The following is a 17,452-nucleotide window of genomic DNA, read 5'->3' on the forward strand; positions in this document are numbered from 1 at the left end:
CGCCAGACTGGGAAGGAAAAACGCGGGTCTCCTGCCCCCCCTCCCGGGGGCGGCCAGGCAGGCACGGGCCCCAGCCGAGGTGTCGTTTCGCCGGCGGGCTCCGAACCGGACCTAACCTCTGCTGAGTGAAGAGTCGACACGAGGCGTGGGTGCGGCCGCCGGGGCTCGACCCCGAGGAGCTGAGCTGCTCCTGCGCGATCTGCACAGTTCGCGAGCCGGTTTGACCTCCGTCGAGGCCGGGCGGCGACTGCTGCAGTACGGCCGCAACGAGTTGCGCCGACGCGGCGGGCGACGCTGGCCTCGTGAACTGGCGCGCCAGTTCACGCACCCGCTTGCCCTGCTGCTGTGGCTCGCCGCGGCTCTGCTCGCCGCCGTGGGCTCGAACGTCGTAGCCGCCGCGGTAATCCTCTGGCTCTTCCTCGGCGCCCTCGTCGCGCTACTCCAGATGACAGGCTTCTTCTACGTGCTCACCAGAGCCGGCTGGACCTTCGGCGACCCAACCGGGCCAGGGCAGCCCCTGCACCACGCCTACCAGCAGGCCACGACCATGACCTTCCTCGGCATGATCGCAGGACAGATCGCCACCGCCTTCGCCGTCCGCACGACCCACTCCTCGCTCCGCTCCGTAGGCGTCCTGTCCAACCGCTACCTCCTCGCCGCCATCGCAGGCGAACTCCTGCTCGCAGCCGTCTTCGTCTACGCCCCGCCGTTCCAGAAACTGCTGGGAACCGCCGCCCTCCCGGCGAGTGATCTGCTGTTCCTGCCTCCCTACCCCTTCATCATCTGGGGCGCCGACGAACTCCGCCGCTACCTGATCCGACGGCGCAACTCCCTTTCTCCCCAATAGGGATAGCCTCAACGCTGTATGCGCCGCCGGGAGAGCGCCTACGTTCATCGAGGGATCGTTACACCTATGAGTGGCGGGGCCTGTGGAGCGCGCAACGGCTTCTTGCCTGCCGCGCGGGTCGTGCTCCGGACCGGCTTGGAGTCGGCGGCAGGGGTGGTCGCGGCGGCGCGAGCGTGGCCAATTCTGCGCTCTGGTGGGGAAGTACGAGCAGTGCCAGTACGGCGGCCGCGATCGCCGTCAGGACGGTCGAGACGATCAGCTAGGTTTCCGCCAGGCCATGCAGACTGCTGACGGTTGCGTCAGTACTGGGGGTTGTGGGCGGGTTCACTGCCGTGCCGCCACTCGTGCGGGCCGGGGGCGGGGATCCGGCCGCGGCGGGCCTCCCAGTCCGGGCCAGCCGTTCTGCCAGCCGGTCCTGGAGCAGGTCGAGAGCCTGGGGGACGGTCTGCCCCCGCAATATGCGCGCGGGCAGGTCGGCCGTTGACGTCCACGTTGGCCTGGGCGATCACCGGCCGCTCAACCTCCGGGCTCGCTGTGCGGGTCAGTTTCACCCGGGTGGACAGAACCGGTTCCCGCGTCTGGCCGAGGACGGCCTGTAACTTGTCCCGCGCGTACCCGGCCGCGTCCGGTGGCAGCTCCCCGAGGACCTCCACCTGGACCTCGGGGGTTTGCTGGGGTGCGGATCGTTTCAGGGCAACCCCCTGAAAAAGGCACTTTCTAGACTTGGCACCCACGGTCTGTGCGGTGGAGGGCCGAGGACTCCTGGTCACGGTCGGCCGGTTTCTCCGATCGATACCGCGCGTGACCAGGCGGCGACTCGGTGCGTTCGCCCTGCCGATGGCGGAGAAGGCGTTGATCCTGGAAGTGGGACGCCCACCTGCGATCCACGCCTCTTCGAATTGCGGGAACGGTCTCGCCCGAGGTTCGTCCTTCCGCCAAGGGAGCCGTCCGGTGATCACATCAGTTCGTCTGCCAGGCCGGCATCTGTCACGCTCGGCCAAGCCGGGGCCCCCGCGCGAGGCGCCCAAGCCGCCGGCGCCTTCGCCGGGGCCTTCCTGGTCCCGTTGGCTGCTGCCCGTCGCCGCGTTGGTCTTGTTGCTCGTGGTGCTGATGCGAACTCCCTCCCCCCAGGGGGGCGCGTCGCTGTCGTACAGCGAGTTCGTCGGCAAGGTGAGCGTCGGTCAGGTCAAGACGGTCGACATCGATGACAAGGGCGCCATCAAAGGAACCCTCAAGGACGGTAAGAAATTCACCACGCGGATACCCACCGCTTTGGACAACAGCCGCCTGGAGCAGCAGTTGCAGTCCAAGAACGTGGAGATCAGCGCGTCCCGGAGCAGCAGCGGCAGCCCCCTCGGGACATTGCTGGTGCTGTTCCTGCCGCTTCTGTTCATCGTCGCTCTGTTCGCGTGGACCGGCCGCCAGGCAGCAAGGACACTGGGCGGGGGGCTCAGCGCCATCGGGCGGGCCCGCGCCAAGATCATCGAGACCGAGCGGCCGACCACCCGCTTCGAGGACGTCGCGGGCTACGGGGGCGTCAAGCAGGAGATCAGCGAGATCGTCGACTTCCTGCGCAGCCCTGAGCGCTACGCGGTCGCGGGAGCCAAGGGACCACGTGGTGTGATCATGGTGGGCCCGCCGGGCACTGGCAAGACCCTCATCGCCCGCGCGGTGGCCGGTGAGGCGGAGGTCCCGTTCCTGTCGGTGACCGGCTCGGCGTTCGTGGAGATGTTCGTCGGTGTCGGGGCCTCCCGGGTGCGCGACCTGTTCGCCGAGGCGCGCAAACGGGCCCCCTCGATCATCTTCATCGACGAGATCGACGCCGTCGGCAGCCGTCGCGGCGGGGCTGCCCGGCTGGGCGGCAACGACGAACGCGAGCAGACCCTCAACCAGCTCCTCGCCGAGATGGACGGCTTCGACCAGGCCAGCGGCATCGTTGTCCTGGCCGCGACCAATCGGCCCGAGGCCCTCGACCCGGCGCTGCTGCGCCCCGGCCGCTTCGACCGGCACGTGACCGTGCCGCTGCCCAACCAGGCCGAACGGGCGTCCATCCTGGCCGTCCACGCCCGCGGCAAGACCCTGGCGCCGGACGTCGACTGGGACACGGTCGCCCGGGCCACGCCCGGATTCTCCGGCGCTGACCTCGCCAATCTGGTCAACGAGGCCGCCATCAATGCGGTCCGGGCAGGGGGTGCCGTCATCGACGCCCAGGGTCTCGGCGACGCCCGCGACCGGCTGCTCCTGGGGCGGCGGGAGTCCACCAACGCCCTGCTGCCCGAGGAACGGCACTCCGTGGCCGTCCACGAATCCGGACACGCGCTCATGGCGGCCCTGTGCGAGCACGCCGACCCGGTCGCCAAGGTCACCATCCTGCCCGCCGGGCCGTCGCTGGGTGCCACTGAGCAGCTCCCGGAGGCCGAACGGCACCTGTACAGCGAGGGCTATCTGACCGACCTGCTGACCGTCCGGCTCGGCGGCCGAGCGGCCGAGCTGGTCGTCTTCGGCGAGGGCTCGACCGGTGCCGCCGACGACCTGGCCGGCGCCACCCAGATCGCCGCCCGCATGGTCCGCGAGTTCGGCCTGTCCCCGGCCCTCGGCCCCATCGGATACGGCTCCGGAGCCTCCCGCTACCTCGGCGGCGAGAGCACCGAAGAGACACTGCACCGGCCCTATTCCGAGCAGACCCAACGCATCGTCGACGAGGAGACCGCCCGCTTGCTGCGGCAAGCCGAGGAACGCGCGGTGGCTCTGCTGCGCGACCACCGGGAGGCGCTGGACACCCTTGCCGGACTGCTCACCACCCGCGAGACCGTCGACGGATCCGTGGTCCTCGACGTACTCCAACAGCAACAGCGGCCGGACGGCCACCACACCGCGGCGGAAGGGAAGCCGACGCCCTCCCCGTGACGCCGCGGCGACACTCGCAAACAAGAAGGAGGCGACCATGGAGGAGCAGCAGCCGGTGGCGGTCCACAGTGAGCAGGAGGTCTTGGCGCGGACGGTCGCCGTCGTGATGCGCACCGCTGTGGTCACGATCGATGTCGACGAAACCGTGCTCGTGGCCTGGGAGTTGCTGGAGCGATCCGGCTCCCGTCACCTTCCGGTCGTGCATCCGGACGGTCGCTGTGCCGGCCTGCTGGACAGGGCCGACGTGGCGGTCGCCTGTGCGGCACCGGCCGCCTCGCTGTCCGGCCTGCGCGTGGGCGACCTCCTGCCCGCTCGCAGGTCGGCGCGTGTACATGTCGAGCAGACCGTACGCCACGCAGCCGACCTCATGAGCTGTACCGAAGCCGAAGCCCTGCCGGTGCTGGAGGAAGACGGGCGTCTCGCCGGGGTGCTGACCGCAGCCGACATCGTCGCGGCACTCGCCGGTCGTCCGGTGCAGAAGGAACCCGCCGACACGCGGCCGCGGGCCCCGTCCACGGTGTTGCCTGGGCTCCCGCCTCGGCGGGGCTACCGTGGAACGGCGGTGCCCTGAGCGCCCACCACTGAGCTGCGGCGCGCTCACCGAGGTGACACCTGGTAAGGCTGTCCTGGTGTCACCCGACGTCGGCGTCAGGTCCGTCCGGGCCGCATGGCTGGAGGAGAATGCGGCTGATGGCTCGACGATCACGTGGCTGCCCCTGACCTGAGCCGCCGACGCGAGGGATACCTCACACCGACGACCGCGTGTGCGTGCGGGCCGTGCAACGGATGCGACGAACGCGACGCGACCGTGGCCTCGGTCAGGGCGCCTGAGGTCTTGGAAGCCGGAAGATCCGCGCTCCAACCGTCACCGCCGGCGGTTCAGCATCACCCCCGCCGCAACCAGCACGGCGAGCGGCAGCCAACGGCCCAGCAGCCTGGTCACCGGGGTCCCGGCCGGTGGGCGGCGAGACGTTTGCGTGCCTCGGTGTACGCTTCCGCATCGATCTCGCCGGAGGCGAAGCGGCGGTCGAGGATCTCCTCTGGCGTTTCCCTCGGCATTATCCGGGGGTCCGTGGAGTCATGGCGACCAGCCGAGTTGTGCGTCAGACGCAAGACCGCAAACACCATCCCTGATCTTCGCAGGGAATCCCGGCCTTCAGGTCGGGCGGGAATGCGATCCTTGGGCCGGAGGCGCGGAGCGCCGGAGTGCTCTGCGTTGTCAGTGGCGCCAGCTATGTTGACCGGACTGACCGAAGGGGGGTGGCTGGGTGATTCGTGCGTACAAGTTCCTCATGCGGCCCACCGTCCGGCAGGGCCAGGCGCTCGGTGAGATGCTGCGAGATCACTGCTCGCTCTACAACGGCGCATTGCAGGAACGGCGTGATGCCTACCGTCATGTATCGAAGACGAGCATCAAGTACGGGATGCAATCGGCGCAGTTGAAGGATATTCGGGCGTTCGACCCGGAGCGTCAGGGGCGTTGGTCGTTCTCCTCGCAGCAGGCGACCTTGCGCCGGTTGGACAAGGCGTTTGCGGCGTTCTTCCGGCGGATCAAGGCTGGGGAGACGCCTGGGTACCCGCGTTTTCGTGGGGTGAACTGGTTCGACACGGTGGAGTTCCCGAAGGACGGGGACGGCTGCCGCTGGGATTCCACCCCGCACGACCCTGTCACCCGCGTGCGCTTGCAGGGTGTCGGACATGTCAAGGTCAACCAGCACCGGCCCGTAGTGGGCAAGGTCAAGACGGTCAGCGTCAAGCGCGAGGGCCACAAATGGTTCGTCGTACTGACCGCCGAGCAGGAGCGGCCCGAGCCACTGCCGCCAACGGGCAGCGTGGCCGGCATCGACCTGGGCATCGCCAACTTCCTCGCCGACTCCAACGGCGGGTTCGTGGAGAACCCCAGGCACGGACGCCGCGCTGCCGCGAGGCTCGAAGCCGCCCAGCAGGCGCTGTCCCGGTTCCCGCGCCGCAAGGCGAAGGACCGCACCGCCAACCACCGGCGGGCCGTGGAGCAGGTCGCCAAGCTGCATGGCAAGGTGCGCCGTCAGCGCCTGGACCACACGCACAAGACCGCCCTCGGCCTGGTCCGCGCGCACGACTTCATCGCGCACGAAGATCTCAAGATCCGTAACATGAGCAGGGCCCCCGTCTCCAGGCCGGACCCCGACCAGCCGGGCACCTTCCTGCCCAACGGTGCCGCCGCGAAGGCCGGGTTGAACCGCTCGATCAACGATGCCGGGTGGGGGGTGTTCCTGACGATCCTGCACGCAAAGGCTGAAAGCGCCGGGCGGGAAGTGATCGCCGTGGACCCCCGCAACACCTCCCGTACGTGCCCCGAATGCGGGCACACCGCGAAGGAGAACCGGCCCACACAGGAGAAGTTCCACTGCGTCGCATGCGGACACAGCGCACACGCCGACACAGTCGGGGCTCTCAACGTCCTACGGGCCGGGCTGGTCCGTCGCGAAGCCCAACCGGCATAGCGAGAAGCCCCGCTCCTCAGGGCGGGGAGGAGTCACAAGGCCGATCAACGCGATCGTCAGCAGGGGGCATCAGGGCCATCCAGGCCCAGCCACCATTCCAGTACATCACCGTGGTTCACCTCCTGGGGACTCTTCCACTCTCCACGCGTATCGGTGGTGCGCCAGTGCCCATTGGTCTCGCTCCTCGGGCCGTTCGGGCCCTCTGGTGTCCACACGGTGGTTGTTCGGTCCCTCGCCGGTCAGCCCAGAGCCGGGGGCGGGTCCGGTCAGCCGCATCCGGCCGGGCCGTACAGCCGCAGCCGTGACCTGGCCATCGGCCTTCGCGCAGCGAGGGCTCAAATGGTGGCTCCTCTTCGCCGGCATGCGTACGGGCTACGAAGAATCCACACTGGCTTCAAGGAGGACCGATTCTGGGTGTGCCCGAACCTATGGGCTCTCCCCGCGTAGATCCTGAGGCTCGAAGGAGACGGCCATGACCATTGCACGGGAGATCATGCACGGCGGTGCAAAGTGCATCCAGGAGAACGAGACGCTGGAGGACGCGGCGCGCCGGATGAGTGAGCTGGACGTCGGAGCCCTCCCGGTGTGCGGGCCGGACGACAGGCTCCACGGGATCATCACCGACCGCGACATCGTGGTGAAGTGCCTCGCCAAGGGCAAGGACCCGAAGACCATGACCGCGGGCATGCTCGAGCAGGGCAAGCCGATCAGCATTGACGCCGGGGCCGACACGGATGACGTTCTGCGGACCATGGAGGAGCACAGGATCCGGCGGTTGCCGGTCATCGAGAACCATCGCCTGGTCGGCATGATCAGCGAGGCGGACCTCGCGCGTCGCCTACCGGAGGAGCAGGTGGGCCACTTCGTCGAGGCCATTTGCGCCGCGAAGTGACCACCGGTGGCGACGCCCCGGTCCTGCCCGAAGAGACGGCCCTCGGGTACGTCCCAGTGGTGAGTGTTCGGTTCCCGCACCGCAGTCGCCGTGGCGCCTCACCCCGTACGGGGCGATGGCCGTAGCGGCCCCAGCAGTGAGGTATCGCACTTCCCCGCACCTCTGCTCGTTCGCCCGTGCACACCACCTCGTGATTGTTCGGCTGTGATCCGTGGGCCCCGTCCTGGGACTGCGGCCGTTGCTGGAAGGCGGCATGGATCTCCTGCTCGGTTGCTGCGTGGGAGACGATGAAGAGTTCGTCGCCGGGCTGGAGTCGCATCTTTGATGCGGGGACGGTGGGTTGGCCTTCGCGGATGACGGCGGCGATGACGCTGCCAGTGGGGAGGATGATCTCGGCGAGAGACCGGCAGAGGCGGCTCCAGCTCAGTCGCCACGGTCGGCGGGCACACCTGTGACGGCTGTGCCCGGAGTGCCGGTGGGGCGGAATCTTGCGAGGAGGTCCCAGAACCTCACCACGACAGTCCTCCTGTCCTTCGCACCCTCCTCCGGTTTCACCGCCTGGTGGCCGTCTGTCGTTTCCTGTCCTGTCGGGGCCGTCCGTCAGCCCGCATGGGCCGACTGGCCCTTGGCGCCGGCCCCAGCAGCGGAAGACTGGGAACGTAGGTCGGCTCGGCCGGAGTGAGGGTGAGGAGCCCACCATGACTGACAGCGAGAACATCGCGGCAGGGGCCGAAGCCCGCCGCGCGGTGCCGGGGAAGGCATGGAGGCCCGACGAACCACTGCGGCAGGACATGCTGTTGCGCTACCTTGGCACGGTGGCCAGGGTGTCCGCCAAGCAGGCGGCGGCACGGCGCCCGACCGCTCCCGAGTCGGCTCCATCGGGGCGGGTGAAGGAGTCCGCAGAGCCCGTGTCCGGTGCCGGACCCGCGCCTCTGCTGGTCCGTGACGTCATGGACGCACCGGCCGCATCGGTGCACGGCGACATGGCGTTCCTGGACATCGCCCGGAGCCTGACCCGTGAACACGTCGGGTCCCTGCCGGTGGTCGACGCCGACGACCGGGTGATGGGTGTGGTGTCGGAGTCCGACCTGCTGGCGAAGGCCGCGGTCGAGGCGTCCGGATACGAACCCGGCCCGATCGGCCGGCTGAGGGAACGGCGGCTGCACGACAAGGCCCGTGCCGAGACCGCCGAGACGCTGATGACCACTCCCGCCGTCACCGTGTTCCCTGATTCGACCGTCGCCGAAGCCACCTGGCTCGTGTCCCTGTCGCGTCTCAAGCGCTTGCCGGTGACGGACCATGAGGGTCGCCTGATCGGTGTCGTGCACAGGAACGCACTGCTCAACGCGTTGATACGCGATGATGCCGGGATTCGCGAGGAGATTGAGTCGAGGATCCTCGCCGAAGACTTTCCGGCTGCGCGGAACACCGTCGAGGTCACCGTGCGCAACGGCGTGGTGGACGTCAGTGGGCGGATGGCGGAAGCCGATGTCCCGCGGCTCCTCGCGGAGATCAAGGACATCGACGACGTGACCGAAGTCATCGATCACCTGAAGCCTGTCACAGGGTAACGCCGGAGTTCCGACTTTCATCGGCAGGCACACGGTCCACGTACTCGTTGTCCGGGCTCTCGCTCGACCGGGGCCACCGTCGTATGGTCTCCGCGATCTCTCTGAACGGGGCATCGCGACCCACGCCGCCCTGCGCGATCTGCCTGGATGCACGGAGGGCCATGTCCGCTACGCAGACCTCACCCGGAGGCGTCCGGCTCGGCTCCTTGCCCCGTACGAGGTCCCGACTCGCGACGTCACCCTGCCTGACGGGCTTGGTGTGCTGGTGTTCGGCAGCCTGCACGGCTGTCGCGGCGAGCTGGTCAGCACTCCGGACCTTGCGGTTGCGGAGCCGGGTCTCCAGCCGTTTGGTGCCGAGCCTGCGTAGGACGGCCGGCGTCTGATAGCCAGTCAGCAGGGTGAGCGGGCCGGTGTCGGTGAGGTCGAGCGCCTGCTCCAGACCGGGGAAAATGGTGGTGAGCTGGGGCCGGAGCCGGTTGACGGTGCGGGTGCGATCGGCGACCAGGTCCATCCAGCGGCCGGTGAGAATCTTGAGATCGGTCACGGTCTCGTCGCCGGTGCATAAGGGATGCAGATCGCGGCGGATGCGGGCCCGGTCGGCAATGACCGCCGCGTCCTTGGCATCGGTCTTGCCTTCGCCGCGGTAGCCCTCGGCGGCGTGGTGGATGGCCCGGCCGAAGAGGTAGAGCACCGCCTGGTCATGGTCGAGGAGGAACGCGATGGCCAAGACGGCTCCGCCGTCGGCCAGGTCGATTCCCCGGGTCACCTCGTCGCCCAGGTCGATTCCCCAGGTCACCTCGTCGCCCAGGACCATGACGTTGATGACGAGTTCGAGCAGTTCGGGCTCGTCGTCGGCGACGCGGTCGCGACAGCAGTCGGTGGCCGCTCTCGTCGATCGCGACGCGGCCATGGTGCCTCCGTGCGGTGGGGTGTGCTGGTGCCTCCCGGCGGACGGCCTCGCTGTCGATTCCCTACGGAGCGATCATTCGCAATTCCTCTTTGGCAGCCGAGTCGTCGTGGGGTGCTCCGCCGAGGTGACTGGTACGACGCCCTGCTCGTCCCCGACCATGCCTGCGCAGCCGTCATCGGCGACGTCGTCGGACACGACCTCCAGGCCGCCGCCGCCATGGCCCAGCAGCATGCTGCGCGCCCTGCGCTACGACCGGCGCACTCGACCCAGCACTGTCCTCGCCCACCTCGACCGAGCCCTCCAGGCGATCACTGACAACCCCGTCACCACCGCATGCCTCGCCCGTATCGAAACCCGAAAAACCGGGCAGCTGGACGCTGCGCCGGAGCGCCGCAGGCCACCCGCCGCCACTACTGTTCACCCCCGACGGCCCCGGTACCTGCATGCCGACCCTGACCTGCCGCTCGGCGTGGACACCACCCAGCCACGCCACGACCACACACAACATCTGCCCGCGGGAGCCACGGTGATCTTCTTCACCGACGGACTCATCGAACACCCTGAACACTCTATCGAAACTGGCTTGGAACGCCTGGCCGCCCTCGCCACCGAATACGCCGATCTGTCCCTGCAGGACTTTACGCAAGCCCTGGCCGACCACCACCCCAGCGACGGCCACGACGACATGGCAATCCTCGCCCTGCGCACCCCGCGCACCTGGTCACGGCGCCAGGCAGGCACACGAAGAACCGGGCGCCCTCCGAGCCACGCCTGTCAGCGACTCCACCCGAAGGACCCGGGACTGCCACCTAACGAGCGGTGCGGTCAGCCTGCCTCCTCACCAACACTCACTGCCGCGCCGCCAAGTCCCAGGAAGTGCACTTCGCCGCCCGCGTACCTCGGCGCGCCCAGAGCGTGCCGACCCAGTTTCAGACGTTCCTTGTGCTCGTCGATGAGGTACGCCCCGTGCGGATTGGCGAGGGCGCCCGTGGCCGCACTGGGAAACACGTAGCTGGTGAGGGGCGCCATGCCCTCGAAGGTGTTGATGAACGGGACGCTCAGGACGTGCCAGTCGTGGGTGCTCATGGCGCGATCTTGGAGGTTCGGAGGGGGACTGAATGAGTGGATTCCCGCCCCCCAAGGGCGTGCTTCCTCTCTCCGATTCTGCGTCACCGTTCCGGGCCTCGCCGCCTGGCCCGCATGGGCATATGGCACCCGCCCGGGTCACTTCCACCAGGTGCTTCTCGGCGCGCGGCCACTAACGTGGAGGTGTGGCCGGCCCCGGGATGTGCGGGGCGAGACGGAGGCACCGTGGGCGACAACGGAACTGACCGCTGTGGCGAGGAGCGCCGTCGGCTGAGCACGTTGCCGGAGGACCTCCAGGGGCGCCTCGACATTGTGAAGCGCGGTCCTGCCGAGGCGGCCGTCCTGTTGGACGCCGTCATGTCAGTGGGCAGAGGGCTCGACCTGCCCCAGGTGCTGCACCGCATCGTCGAGGCTGCGGTCATTGTGGTCGATGCCGAGTACGGAGCCCTGGGAGTCGTTGGCGAGGGAACCCGGCTCACGCAGTTCCTGCCGGTGGGCATCACGGGGAAGCAGCGCGAGGCCATCGGCCCACTGCCCGAAGGACACGGCATCCTCGGCGAGCTGATCCGCCACCCCGAGCCGCTGCGGCTCACGGAACTCTCCGAGCATCCGTCGTCCTACGGGTTTCCGCCGAACCATCCCCCGATGCACTCGTTCCTGGGGGTTCCCATCCGGGTCCGCGACGAGGTGTTCGGCAACCTGTATCTCACCGAGAAACGGGGCGGCCGCGAATTCGACGCCGAGGACGAGACCGTGCTCTCGACACTCGCAGTGGCAGCGGGAGTCGCCATCGAGAACGCCCGTCTGTACACGCAGACGCGCGACCGTCAACGCTGGCAGGAAGCCAACAGCGAGATCGTCGCGGGTCTCCTGAGCGGAGAGGACGACGCACACATCCTGCACATGATCGTCGATCACTCCTCACGCATTCTCGGCGCGGATCTCGGCGTCCTGGCACTTCCCGCCGACGCCGAGGGAAAGTCCCTGCGTGTGGCACTGGCATCGGGCGTGGACGCCGAGATGCATCGCGATCTGATCCTGCCACGTGAGGGATCGTTCGTTGGCGCGGCTCTCGACGCGGGCGAACCGATCACCAGCCTCGATGTCGCACACGACCCCAGGATCACCGAAGGCCCCCCGAGGTGGCCCGGGCTCGGCCCGGCTGTCGCGGTCCCGATGGTGACGGGGGGGCGGACCCGTGGGGTACTGCTGCTGGCCCGGGTACGGAACCGTCCAGCCTTCACCGATGCGGAGACCACGCCCCTGCTGATGTTCGCCGGACAGGCGGCCCTGGCGATGGAACTCACCGAGCGGCGCGAGTCCGCCGAGCAGATCGCCCTGCTGGAGGAACGTGACCGCATCGCCCGGGATCTGCACGACCTGGCCATTCAACGGCTGTTCGCCACCGGGATGACGCTGCAGAGCGTGGTGCGGCTCGTGGATCAGCCACAGGCGAGCGAGCGGTTGCTGCGCGCGGTGGACGATCTGGACGAGACCATCAAGATCATCCGGTCCACCATCTTCGGCCTCCGCGCCCGTGACTCGGGCCGGGCCGGCCAGGGGCTGCGTGCTCGGACGGCGACCATGGTCGAGCAGGCCGCACGGACCCTGGGCTTCCAGCCGTCCCTGCGGATGGGCGGTCTGATCGATACGGATGTGCCGGCCGAGATCGCCGACCAGGTGATCGCGGTCCTCGGCGAGGCACTGAGCAACGTCGCCCGCCACGCGAGGGCGACTGCGGTGGACATTTCGCTGGTGGTGGGTGACGGGGCACTGAACCTGGTCGTGTCCGACAAGGGTGTGGGCATGCCCGAGAACGGCGGTGCCCGAAGCGGGCTCGACAACCTCGCACGGCGCGCCGAGAAACTCGGCGGCGAGATGAATGTGGGGGCGTCGGCGCAGGGCGGCACCCGGCTGAGTTGGCGTGTGCCACTGCGGCCGTCCTGAGGTTTTGGGACCGCACGGTCACCTCTGATGGTGCCCGGCACCAGGCGGGGCAGATTCTGTGGCGTGCGCGGCGATCACGGCTGCCTGGATGCGGCGCTCGACACCGAGCTTGGCCAGCAGACGGGAGATGTGGTTCTTGACCGTTTTCTCGGACAAGTAGAGGCGTTTGCCGATCTGGCTGTTGGTCAGTCCTTCACCGATCAGCGCGAGGACGTCCTTCTCCCTCGGGGACAGCCCCGACAGCGCGTCGTCCTCCGTAGGCGCAGTGCCGAGTTCCTCCTCGCGCAGGCTGTTCATCAGCCGTGCCGTGGTCGACGGGTCGAGGGTCGAGCGCCCGGAAGCCAGTGTGCGGACGGCGGTGACGAGGTCCGCACCCTTGATCTCCTTGAGTACGTAGCCGGCCGCGCCGGCCATGATGGCGTCGAGCAGCGCTTCGTCGTCGTCGAACGAGGTAAGCATGAGACAGACCAGTTCCGGCATCCGTGAGCGCAGCTCACGGCAGACCGTGATCCCGTCGCCGTCCGGCAGTCGCACATCGAGAATCGCGACGTCGGGGCGGAGCGCCGGGCCGCGGGACAGTGCGTGGTCGGCCGTGCCGGCATCGCCGACGACCTTGATGTCGGGTTCCGCGTCCAGCAGATCCTGCACCCCGCGCCTGACGACCTCGTGGTCGTCGAGCAGAAACACGCGGATCGGCTTCTGCGCCGAGAACCCCGTCTCTTCGCTCATGGTGGCCCTCCTCGCTGTCGACGGGCTGCGCAGTCCAACCTCTTACCCATCGTCGGTCCCCAGAGGAGAGACGTACCAGGGCCAGACGGTCCCCGCCTCGGACCGTTCAGGCCTCAGGAGCCTCGGCCCGGGGACCGTACAGCTGCAGCAGCCTCGTCCGTGTCCCGTACAGCCGCTCCACCACCGTCTCGGCGACGTACTTGTACACCGCCCGGCCCAAAACCGCATCGTCCTCGCACAACGAGTGGATGGCAGCGGCATCGAATTCCACGGCCCGACCCGCGCGGATCACGTGCGCACCCATGTGCCACACGTGCGGGGTGAACAGCCAGGACCAGCCCAGCAGATCGTCCTGGCCCAGCGTCTCGATGACCGCCGCACGACGGCCGGGCACACGAATATCGACCTCGACCTGTCCGGAGCGGATGACCCAGAAGCGGTCGGCCCGTCTGCCTTCCTCGAAGAGGCGTTCATCGAGGACCAGAGGCACTTCGCAGGCCGCCTCGTTGAGCAAGCGGGCCCGGCTCTCGGGTGCGATCACATCGAGCAGGCTCCTGGCCGTTGACATGGAACCTCCGTTCCTGGCCGGCGATGTATACCCACCCGCCTGCTTTGAACGATATGCGTGCTTTCGGAGGAGCGCTCGGCTGTGCTGCGTGGTGCAGAACGGAATCCACGCTGTGCCCATCCGCCGCATGCCGTTGGCCGGAACCTGCGACATCGTGTGCTTGGGCCTTGCCATATGTCCCTGGCGGCGTCACGTCGAGGGATCTCGGGGTTCACCACCAGTCGGAGCAGCGTGGCTCTTGAGCACGCGAATGCGGCGCCCGGTCACGCGGGTGGGGGTGATGGTCAGCCATACATTCCGCGGGCCGCCGGCCCACGGAGTGGTGTAGGCGAGTCCGTCCAGCCTGCGCGAGGCTTCTGGATCGGTGACGGTTGCTGCCCTACCGACGAGAAGTACGCTCCACCCTTGGCTCAGCGCTTCGTCGATGTGGTCCACTTCGAAGGCCACCGGGTGGTCCGCTGCGGTTGCGGGCAGCGTGTTGCGAGCAGTGCGATAGGCGATCTGGTCACCATCCACGACGTAGTTGACCGGCACGATGGCCGGCCCGTCGTCCGTCGTCACACCAATCCGGCCCACTCCGTGGGTGGACAACAGTCGGTGGCACTCCTGGGGGCCCAGTTCGAGCAACTGGGTGTGATAGCCGGCCCGGCCGATGCCTGGGGGCAGCTCCGTTGTGCTGCCGGTCAGCTCGGCCACGGTAGTCTCCAGCGCCTGGGCCAGTCGCAGCAGAAACCCGATGCCGGGTGTGGCCTGCCGCTCCTCGACGTACTGGATGTAACCGGGCGCCGATCCGGCCCGCTCGGCCACTTGCTCACGGCTGAGCCCGAGCTGCTCGCGGCGCGTCATCACCCGTCGGCCCAGGTCTCCCGACGGGGTTCTGTCCGGCTTGCTGTCCGATGAGTGGCTTTGTTCGTGCCGCATGCTGCACACATCCTTCGTGGATCCGCTCCGGTCATCAGGCCGCCACTGTTCTGCGCGCTCTTCTCTGCGTGCTCTTCTTCGACTCCATCGTGTGCCACCGGGATGCGTGGCGCTTGGGCCGACCGGCCTGGTCTCGCGACCCGCTCAGCCCATGCCGCGGGCCGTGCGGGGCGTACAGGATGGTGGCACGCGCTCCTGCCCACACGCTTCGCGATGCACTACGGGCAAGGAACGGTGTCACAGGGGAATGAGGTCGGATCATGATTGAAGAAATGCCCCCTGGAGAAGGCCAAGGACACGGAGCACCCAGCACCAGCACCCGGAGGCTGCCGATCCGCGCCTCGGATCGCATCCAGCGCTGGGGCAGGGTGCTCTTGGTTGTGGTTTTTCTACTGGCGGCACCCCCGGCGTCGGCTGCCACAGGCCGTGCGGTGCACGACGCCGAGACGCGTCGTGCCGCCACGCTCTCCGATGCAAGGAAGGTCGAGGCACGGCTTATTTTCGACGCCGACGGCCCTGCTGCTGCAGCTGCCATCGGGCAGACAACGGTGCGTGCTCCCGTCCGGTGGACACAGCCTGACGGTACCGCGCGCACGGCAGTGGTCAGTGTCTGGGCGGGCAGCCCGGCCGGCACCACCGTACCGATCTGGACCACTGCTCAAGGCGTGGTCACCAGCAGGGGACCCGCAACGCCAGGTGAGGCCGTTGCATCTGCGTGGATGACTGCAGCAGGGACCTTCACAGCGGCGACGGGACTTTTCATCGCAGTGTGGAAATTCTTCACGAAGCTGGTGGACCGCATCAGGTACGTGGGGTGGGAGAAGGAGTGGGACGAGGTGGAGGCCGAGCTGTCCGAACAGTTCCGGAACCGGTAGCAGATCGGCGCTCGCTGTGCCTTGGACGCAGGACTTCGAGGAGAGAGCATGGACAACACTCATTCAGCGGGAGGGCATCTCGCTGCGGGTGCTCAGCGCATCGGTCTTTCTTGAGAACGTCGGCAGCATGGCGACGATGTTGGATGGTGTGGGCCGGCTCGCCGCGGATCAGGCGACAGCGACTGCCCGGCTCGTCGAGCCTGTACGCAAGGAGTTCCCGGAACAGGAGTTCCCGGAACGCAAGGAGTTCCCGGACCTCACGGTGACCAAGCACGTAGTTCGTGCCGGATCCGTCTCTGAGGTGCTGGTGGCACGCCGACGCTGACGTGATTGTCATCGAATCCCGTCGGCGTTCCCACTCCATTGGCTCTCCACTCGGCCGCGTGACGCATGCTGTCCCGCACCACGCGCACTGCCCAGTGGTCCTCGTTCCCCACCTTTGAGAGCGCTCCCACAACGACGCATGGACGACGCGCAGGGGCCGCCGTGAGCGTGCCGCTTCCGCCGCAGCCCAGTCCAGGGCACGGAGGCTGCCCTCCGATCCGTCCACTCCGACGACTATCGGGAGAGCTCCCACCGCCTTTCCTATACGGGTGGCTGCCTGCCTCGATGCATGCGGCGCGAGTTTCTACGGTTCGATGGTCAGTACTTCGTCGAGGGGACGTCGCGGCGTACGCGGCCCGCTCGGCCCGTATCCCAGACGGATGATCATCTGCGGGTGTCCCGTGCCGTAGACCGGATCGCGCAGCAGCCACCGCAGGTCCGGCCATTCGAGGGGCTGGGTCGCGAACGAGGTGGACACATTGTGGAGCGTGGCGGTGAGCAGTACGCGCTCCAGCGCCTGTCCTGCGCTCAGCCAGTCCATGGGGCGATCACCCAGGGTGCTCAGCAAAGCCAGTTGAGGTCGGTTCTCGAACAGGACACGGGCTCGGCCCGGGATGACCCCGGTTCCCGCGAAGTCGCGGGTGGTCGCTCGTTCGGAGGCGTCGCGGGGGCCGAAGGCGTAGTCGGGGATTCCGTCGACGGGTGCCTCGGTCTTCGTGTTCCGGGTCCAGCGCTCCTGCTCCGCCTCCCGTGCCGGGTCCCCGCGGTCGTACCCCTCGGCGTCCCGGATGAGTTCGAGTACGGTCTCCAGGTGGATCGGGGTCAGGAACGAGAAGTCCGCGCCCTCGGTACGGGCCGCGTCGGCGAGGCCTGCGCGGACGTCTTCAGGGATCACCTGTTCGTCGAACGGGTAGCGGCTGGTGTGCCGGTCCCGGATCGCGGGGTGGAGAGCGGCGAGCGCTGCATCGGCGGGTTCCCGTGGAGTGTCGGGGCGAAGGCCGAGACGGACGGTGGCCAGTGCGGCCGGGTCCGACGGGTCGGGCAGCAGTGCGGTGACCGCGTCCAGGCCGTGGTGGGCGGCGGACACCCGCAGGTTCAGCAGGGCCGCGCCGCAGCCCACGTGCAGTGCACGGGTGGCGGGGTCGGCCTCCGGCATCGCTCGGTCGAGGTCGGCCATGAGGGTGAGGGTCCGGCCGGCGCGTGTGTAGCGGAACTGCCAGGGCTGGGCGTTGTGCATGGACGGGGCGGCGGTGGCATCGGCGACGAGGTCGGCCAGTGTGGTGTCGTCGAGCGCTCTGGTGAGCATCGTAGGTCTCCCGGGGAGTCGGGAATGGTCGATGGCTTCAGCATGAAGCGGATCGCCGCCCTGTACGTATGGGCCGTTCGTCCCTC

At 68.4% G+C, this 17,452-nt stretch carries 18 protein-coding genes and 3 pseudogenes; 11 read left to right on the plus strand and 10 right to left on the minus strand.

From position 1 onward, the window contains the following. The first annotated feature begins 145 nt into the window (after positions 1–145). From ACZ7IB_RS31555 to ACZ7IB_RS31565, 3 genes are all read left to right on the plus strand, one after another. Positions 146–847 (plus strand): cation transporting ATPase C-terminal domain-containing protein, encoded by a 702-nt coding sequence (locus tag ACZ7IB_RS31555; RefSeq protein ID WP_470917223.1) that lies wholly within the window; start codon positions 146–148, stop codon positions 845–847. Between the two features lie 951 nt (positions 848–1,798). Continuing rightward, positions 1,799–3,754: an ATP-dependent zinc metalloprotease FtsH gene (gene ftsH / locus ACZ7IB_RS31560; RefSeq protein ID WP_470917224.1), complete on the plus strand. Its 1,956-nt coding sequence runs from the start codon at positions 1,799–1,801 to the stop codon at positions 3,752–3,754. A 37-nt stretch (positions 3,755–3,791) separates the two neighbouring features. Then, positions 3,792–4,325 carry a CBS domain-containing protein gene (locus ACZ7IB_RS31565; protein WP_470917226.1) on the plus strand — a complete coding sequence of 178 codons (534 nt, stop codon included), beginning with the start codon at positions 3,792–3,794 and terminating at the stop codon, positions 4,323–4,325. A 368-nt stretch (positions 4,326–4,693) separates the two neighbouring features. Here the strand turns inward: ACZ7IB_RS31565 and ACZ7IB_RS31570 are convergent, their stop codons facing one another. After that, positions 4,694–4,813, minus strand: coding sequence for an SHOCT domain-containing protein (locus ACZ7IB_RS31570; RefSeq protein WP_470917227.1), 120 nt, complete (start codon positions 4,811–4,813; stop codon positions 4,694–4,696). A 209-nt stretch (positions 4,814–5,022) separates the two neighbouring features. Between ACZ7IB_RS31570 and ACZ7IB_RS31575 the strand changes: the two genes are divergently transcribed. Then, positions 5,023–6,237, plus strand: coding sequence for an RNA-guided endonuclease InsQ/TnpB family protein (locus ACZ7IB_RS31575; RefSeq protein WP_470917228.1), 1,215 nt, complete (start codon positions 5,023–5,025; stop codon positions 6,235–6,237). Between the two features lie 472 nt (positions 6,238–6,709). Beyond that, positions 6,710–7,129: a CBS domain-containing protein gene (locus ACZ7IB_RS31580; RefSeq protein WP_470917229.1), complete on the plus strand. Its 420-nt coding sequence runs from the start codon at positions 6,710–6,712 to the stop codon at positions 7,127–7,129. Here ACZ7IB_RS31580 and ACZ7IB_RS31585 read toward each other — a convergent pair. Then, positions 7,050–7,922: a TrkA C-terminal domain-containing protein gene (locus ACZ7IB_RS31585; RefSeq protein WP_470917231.1), complete on the minus strand. Its 873-nt coding sequence runs from the start codon at positions 7,920–7,922 to the stop codon at positions 7,050–7,052. The genes ACZ7IB_RS31580 and ACZ7IB_RS31585 overlap by 80 nt on opposite strands. On the opposite strand from ACZ7IB_RS31585, the gene ACZ7IB_RS31590 reads away from it, so the two are divergent. Further along, complete coding sequence (locus ACZ7IB_RS31590) at positions 7,828–8,700, plus strand: CBS domain-containing protein (protein WP_470917232.1); 873 nt, start codon at positions 7,828–7,830, stop codon at positions 8,698–8,700. The genes ACZ7IB_RS31585 and ACZ7IB_RS31590 overlap by 95 nt on opposite strands. A 256-nt stretch (positions 8,701–8,956) precedes the next feature. Here the strand turns inward: ACZ7IB_RS31590 and ACZ7IB_RS31595 are convergent. Both ACZ7IB_RS31595 and ACZ7IB_RS31600 read right to left on the minus strand, forming a co-directional pair. Further along, positions 8,957–9,668, minus strand: a pseudogene (locus ACZ7IB_RS31595) (IS110 family transposase); the annotation flags it as partial. A gap of 14 nt (positions 9,669–9,682) precedes the next feature. Further along, positions 9,683–9,841 (minus strand): hypothetical protein, encoded by a 159-nt coding sequence (locus ACZ7IB_RS31600; protein ID WP_470917234.1) that lies wholly within the window; start codon positions 9,839–9,841, stop codon positions 9,683–9,685. On the opposite strand from ACZ7IB_RS31600, the pseudogene ACZ7IB_RS31605 reads away from it, so the two are divergent. Continuing rightward, positions 9,840–10,259: pseudogene (locus tag ACZ7IB_RS31605) on the plus strand (SpoIIE family protein phosphatase); the annotation flags it as partial. The gene ACZ7IB_RS31600 and the pseudogene ACZ7IB_RS31605 overlap by 2 nt on opposite strands. Before the next feature lie 176 nt (positions 10,260–10,435). On the opposite strand, the gene ACZ7IB_RS31610 reads toward ACZ7IB_RS31605, so the two are convergent. Next, positions 10,436–10,696 (minus strand): hypothetical protein, encoded by a 261-nt coding sequence (locus ACZ7IB_RS31610; RefSeq protein WP_470917315.1) that lies wholly within the window; start codon positions 10,694–10,696, stop codon positions 10,436–10,438. Positions 10,697–10,921: 225 nt separating this feature from the next. Between ACZ7IB_RS31610 and ACZ7IB_RS31615 the strand changes: the two genes are divergently transcribed. Next, positions 10,922–12,643, plus strand: coding sequence for a sensor histidine kinase (locus tag ACZ7IB_RS31615; protein WP_470917236.1), 1,722 nt, complete (start codon positions 10,922–10,924; stop codon positions 12,641–12,643). An 18-nt stretch (positions 12,644–12,661) separates the two neighbouring features. Here the strand turns inward: ACZ7IB_RS31615 and ACZ7IB_RS31620 are convergent, their stop codons facing one another. The 3 genes from ACZ7IB_RS31620 to ACZ7IB_RS31630 form a co-directional block, all read right to left on the minus strand. Next, positions 12,662–13,372, minus strand: coding sequence for a response regulator (locus ACZ7IB_RS31620; RefSeq protein WP_470917237.1), 711 nt, complete (start codon positions 13,370–13,372; stop codon positions 12,662–12,664). Between the two features lie 106 nt (positions 13,373–13,478). Further along, entirely contained in the window at positions 13,479–13,940 is a 462-nt protein-coding gene (locus tag ACZ7IB_RS31625) for a cyclic nucleotide-binding domain-containing protein (RefSeq protein WP_470917239.1), read from the minus strand. Positions 13,941–14,129: 189 nt separating this feature from the next. Continuing rightward, the gene (locus ACZ7IB_RS31630; protein WP_470917241.1) at positions 14,130–14,861 is read right to left on the minus strand and encodes a helix-turn-helix domain-containing protein; all 732 of its coding nucleotides are present in this window, start codon (positions 14,859–14,861) and stop codon (positions 14,130–14,132) included. 272 nt (positions 14,862–15,133) lie between these two features. Between ACZ7IB_RS31630 and ACZ7IB_RS31635 the strand changes: the two genes are divergently transcribed. Genes ACZ7IB_RS31635 through ACZ7IB_RS31645 form a run of 3 tightly spaced genes read left to right on the plus strand, consistent with a single transcriptional unit; the run spans position 15,134 to position 16,179 of the window. Further along, positions 15,134–15,736: an Rv1733c family protein gene (locus ACZ7IB_RS31635; RefSeq protein WP_470917243.1), complete on the plus strand. Its 603-nt coding sequence runs from the start codon at positions 15,134–15,136 to the stop codon at positions 15,734–15,736. A 16-nt stretch (positions 15,737–15,752) separates the two neighbouring features. After that, positions 15,753–16,061: a hypothetical protein gene (locus tag ACZ7IB_RS31640; RefSeq protein ID WP_470917244.1), complete on the plus strand. Its 309-nt coding sequence runs from the start codon at positions 15,753–15,755 to the stop codon at positions 16,059–16,061. Position 16,062: 1 nt separating this feature from the next. Then, positions 16,063–16,179: a universal stress protein gene (locus ACZ7IB_RS31645; RefSeq protein ID WP_470917246.1), complete on the plus strand. Its 117-nt coding sequence runs from the start codon at positions 16,063–16,065 to the stop codon at positions 16,177–16,179. A 2-nt stretch (positions 16,180–16,181) separates the two neighbouring features. On the opposite strand, the pseudogene ACZ7IB_RS31650 reads toward ACZ7IB_RS31645, so the two are convergent. Together ACZ7IB_RS31650 and ACZ7IB_RS31655 are read right to left on the minus strand one after the other, a co-directional pair. Beyond that, a pseudogene (locus ACZ7IB_RS31650) lies at positions 16,182–16,313 on the minus strand (universal stress protein); the annotation flags it as partial. A gap of 51 nt (positions 16,314–16,364) precedes the next feature. Continuing rightward, entirely contained in the window at positions 16,365–17,366 is a 1,002-nt protein-coding gene (locus ACZ7IB_RS31655; RefSeq protein WP_470917247.1) for an Acg family FMN-binding oxidoreductase, read from the minus strand. Between the last annotated feature and the right edge of the window lie 86 nt (positions 17,367–17,452).

The sequence above is a fragment of the Streptomyces sp. NPDC037301 genome (assembly GCF_055602785.1).